This is a genomic window from Nonomuraea sp. NPDC001684, assembly GCF_053596515.1.
Genome location: NZ_JBSFGJ010000649.1, coordinates 1 through 3,934, shown reverse-complemented (window position 1 = coordinate 3,934; position 3,934 = coordinate 1). Strand labels below are relative to the sequence as shown.

Sequence of the window (3,934 nt, the reverse complement as noted above, 5' to 3'; positions counted from 1 at the left end):
CCACCACGGCCGACGCCACCACGGCCGACGCCACCACCGCGAACGCCGCCACCACCGCCGCGAACGCCGACGCCGCCGCCGCTACAGGCGGTACGCCCGCCTGAGCGCGGCCAGCCGGGTCTCCCGCGCCCGCCTGCTCAGCGGGGTGTCGGGCACCATGACGTCGAACCCGTGGAACGCCCCCGGGTAGAGGTGGAACTCGGTGGACACCCCGGCCCGCGCGAGCCGCTGGGCGTAGTCGATGTCCTCGTCCCTGAACACCTCCAGCTCGCCCACGTCGACGAACGCGGGCGGCAGCCCCGACAGGTCCTCGGCCCGCGCCGGCGCCGCGTACGGCGGGACGTCCGGGCCGCCCGCCCGGTCGCCGAGCAGGGCGGACCAGCCGTACAGGTTCGCGGCCCGGTCCCAGACCACGGCCTCGGTGAACTCCAGGCTCGACGGGGTGGTGTTGCGGTCGTCGAGCATCGGGCAGATCAGCAGCTGGAGGACCACCTCGGGCCCGCCCCGGTCGCGGGCGAGCAGCACGGTCCCGGCGGCCAGCCCCCCACCCGCGCTGGCCCCGCCGACGGCCAGCCGGGCGGGGTCGATGCCCAGCTCCTCGGCGTTCTTGGCGGTCCACACCAGCCCCGCGTAGCAGTCCTCGACCGGCGCGGGGTGCGGGTGCTCCGGCGCGAGACGGTAGTCCACGGAGACCACGACGACGCCGAGCCGCTCGACGTACTCGATCATCGAGGCCTCGTCCACCTCGGGCATGCCGACGATCATGCCGCCGCCGTGGATCCAGTAGAGGCCGGGCCGGCCGGCGCCGTCCTGCGCGGGGCGGTAGACGCGGACCCGGATGTCCGGTTCGCCGTCGGGGCCGGGGACGCGGCGGTCCTCGATCCGCACCTCGGTCTCGGCGGGCGGCGTCGCGGCCAGCATCGCGTGGATCTGGGCCCGGTGCCCGGCCAGCTCCTCCGCGTCGAGCGCCGTCACGTCGAACGCCGGGAAGGGCGCGCTCTCCAGGGCGGCACGCAGGTCCGGATCGAGGTTGGGGTGGAACGCCATGAGGACTTCCTTCCACGGAGGGGGCTTGCCGTACCCCTCGATGGTCGGATTTCGCGCGACGGCGCGGCAACCGCCATCCGGCTGCCGTTGCACGCGCCCCGCCCGCCGTCCGGCGACCTCGGCCGGTGTCAGCTGAGGTCAGCGGGGGTCAGCCGGGGTCAGCTCAGCAGGGTGACGACCTGTTCGGCCAGGGGCGCGGCGCTGGCCGGGTTCTGGCCGGTGACCAGCCGGCCGTCCACGACGACCTGCGGCTGCCAGTCGGGGCCGGGCTCGTGCCGGGCGCCGCGCTCGGTCAGCGCGTCGGCCAGCAGGAACGGCACCACCCCCGCCACGCCCCGCGCGGTCTCCTCGCTGTTGGTGAAGGCGGCCACCCGCCGGCCGTCCACCAGGTGGGAGCCGTCGGACAAGGTCAGGCCGACCAGCGCGGCCGGGCCGTGGCAGACCGCCGCGACCACGCCGCCGCGCTCGTAGACCTCGCGGCCGACCCGGGCGACGTCGGGGTCGGCGGGGAAGTCCCACATGGTGCCGTGGCCGCCGGCGTACAGGACGGCGTCGTAGGCCGAGGCGTCCACGCCGGAGAGGGGGGCGGTGTCCTCGTCCAGGCCGGTGGCGAGGAAGGCGGCCTGCGCCGGGTCGTCCGGGTCGTGGCCGTCGCGCGGCGGGCGGCCGCCGGCGATGCTGGCGACGTCCACCTCGAAGCCGGCCTTGGTGAAGATCTGCCAGGGATGGGCCGCCTCGGGGACGTAGTATCCGGTACGCTCCACGCCGCCGAGGTCGTCGTGGCTGGTCAACACGATCAGGATGCGCTTGCTCATGCCTTCGAGCATGGCCGGGAAAGCCCATCAGCCACAAATAGTGAAATGTCAGTCGTGGCATCAGAATAGTGATGTGTCGTCTCTCTCGCTGGACCTGCTGCGGACCTTCCTCGCCGTCCACAGGACCGGCTCCATCACCGCCGCCGCGCAGACGCTCGGCCTCTCGCAACCCGCGGTGACCGCCCAGGTCAAGACGCTGGAGGCGACGCTCGACCGGCCGCTGTTCGACCGGCTGCCGCGCGGCGTCGCGCCCACCCCCGCCGCCGACGAGCTGGCCCGCCGGCTGGCCCCCGCCCTCGACGCGCTGGAGGAGGTGGCCGGCTCGGAGCTGCCCTCGGACGAGGCCGTGCACCTGGGCGGCCCGGCCGAGTTCCTGTGCGAGGAGGTCATGCCGATGCTCGCCCCGCTCGTCCGCGACGGGCTGCGCCTGCGCACCACCCTCGGCCTGGCCGACGACCTGCTGGCCGACCTCGCCGCCGGACGGCTCGACCTGGTGCTGTCCACGATCCGGCCCCGGGTGCGCGGCGTCCAGGCGGACCCCGTCTACGACGAGGAGTTCGTCCTGGTGGCGGCGCCGTCCGTGGCCCGCGCGCTGCCGCCCGGCCGGGTCGGGCCCAAGGAGCTGGCCGCGGTGCCCGTGGTGGCCTACGCCGAGGACCTGCCCATCGTGCGCCGCTACTGGCGGGCCGTCTTCGGGCGGCGGCCGTCGATGGCCGCGCAGGTCGTCATCCCGGACCTGCGCGGCGTGCTGAGCGCGGTGCGGGCCGGCATGGGCGTCTCCGTCCTGCCCGCGTACCTGTGCCGGCGCGACCTGGCCGAGGGCACGCTGGTCGTGCTGGCCGAGCCGGCGGAGCCGCCGATCAACACCGGCTACCTGGCCGTACGGTCGGGGGCGCCGGCCAGGCCGGCCGTGGGGCGGGTGCGGGCCCACCTGCTGGCGGCGTTCCGGGCGGCGCCGCCGTACTGAGGACGAAGATGGATGACGGGCGATCACCTTGGGCATGCTGGGCACATGTGTCATTCCACCGACAGCCGGCCGCCCGCCCCGTCGATCCGGGGCGAGGTGGCGGCGCACGAGCAGATCACCGTGACCTCAGCCGACGGCACCCGCTTCATGGCCTACCGGGCCGACCCGGCCGAGCCGAACGGCCGCGGCGTGGTGATCATGCCGGACGTGCGCGGCCTGCACCCGTTCTACCGCGACCTCGCGGTGCGCTTCGCCGAGGCCGGGTTCCGCACGATCGCGATCGACTACTTCGGCCGCACCGCCGGGACCGACGACCGGGGCGACGACTTCGACTACATGCCCCACGTCGACCAGCTCAAGCTCGACCAGGTGCAGGCCGACGCGGCGGCCGCGACCGCCGAGCTGGCCGCCGGCGGCCCGGTGTTCACGGTCGGCTTCTGCATGGGCGGCGCCCTGTCGTGGCGTCAGGGCGCGGAGGGCAACGGCCTGGCCGGGAGCATCGGCTTCTACGGCGCGCTGCGCTTCATCGACGAGCCGACGACCGGCCCCGGCGCGCCGCTGCTGCTGCTCAGGGGCGGCGCCGACAAGGTGTCGAGCCCGGAAGAGTTCGACGCCTACACCGCGGCGCTGGACCGGGTGGGCACCGAGCACGAGACCCACGTCTACGAGGGCGCGCCCCACTCCTTCTTCGACCGCTCGTTCAAGGAGTGGGAGGACATCTGCCAGGACGCCTGGCGCCGCATCCTGTCCTTCACCGAACGGCACTCAGCCTAGGTACGCGGCCCGCACCACCGGATCGTCCCTGACCCGCGCCGGCGTCCCGGACGCGATGACCCTGCCCAGGTCCAGGACGACGATCCGGTCGCAGATCTCCATGACGAAGCCCATGTCGTGCTCGACCAGCAGCACGGTGGTGTCCAGAGCCCTGACGACCTCACCGAGCCGGGCGGTCTGGGCGGCGTCCAGGCCGGAGGTGGGCTCGTCCAGCAGCAGGAGCCGCGGACGGTCCGCGAGGGCGCGCCCCACTCCTTCTGCGACCGCTCGTTCAAGGAGTGGGAGGACATCTGCCAGGACGCCTGGCGCCGCATCCTGTCCTTCACCGAAC

General features: G+C 74.3%; 5 protein-coding genes and 1 pseudogene. 3 read left to right on the top strand and 3 right to left on the bottom strand.

What is annotated here, in order from left to right:
• Positions 1-81: 81 nt before the first annotated feature.
• Complete coding sequence (locus ACWCSD_RS49325; RefSeq protein WP_449926244.1) at positions 82-1,047, bottom strand: alpha/beta hydrolase; 966 nt, start codon at positions 1,045-1,047, stop codon at positions 82-84.
• Between the two features lie 158 nt (positions 1,048-1,205).
• Entirely contained in the window at positions 1,206-1,862 is a 657-nt protein-coding gene (locus ACWCSD_RS49320) for a type 1 glutamine amidotransferase domain-containing protein (protein ID WP_449926241.1), read from the bottom strand.
• 73 nt (positions 1,863-1,935) lie between these two features.
• Between ACWCSD_RS49320 and ACWCSD_RS49315 the strand changes: the two genes are divergently transcribed.
• A complete protein-coding gene (locus ACWCSD_RS49315; protein ID WP_397161011.1) occupies positions 1,936-2,829 on the top strand; it encodes a LysR family transcriptional regulator in 894 nt (297 codons plus the stop codon).
• A 45-nt stretch (positions 2,830-2,874) separates the two neighbouring features.
• On the top strand, positions 2,875-3,603 hold the full coding sequence (locus ACWCSD_RS49310; RefSeq protein WP_449926238.1) for a dienelactone hydrolase family protein: 729 nt from the start codon (positions 2,875-2,877) through the stop codon (positions 3,601-3,603).
• Here the strand turns inward: ACWCSD_RS49310 and ACWCSD_RS49305 are convergent.
• A complete protein-coding gene (locus ACWCSD_RS49305; protein WP_449926235.1) occupies positions 3,595-3,738 on the bottom strand; it encodes an ABC transporter ATP-binding protein C-terminal domain-containing protein in 144 nt (47 codons plus the stop codon). The genes ACWCSD_RS49310 and ACWCSD_RS49305 overlap by 9 nt on opposite strands.
• Here ACWCSD_RS49305 and ACWCSD_RS49300 point away from each other — a divergent pair.
• A pseudogene (locus tag ACWCSD_RS49300) lies at positions 3,721-3,934 on the top strand (hypothetical protein); the annotation flags it as partial. The gene ACWCSD_RS49305 and the pseudogene ACWCSD_RS49300 overlap by 18 nt on opposite strands.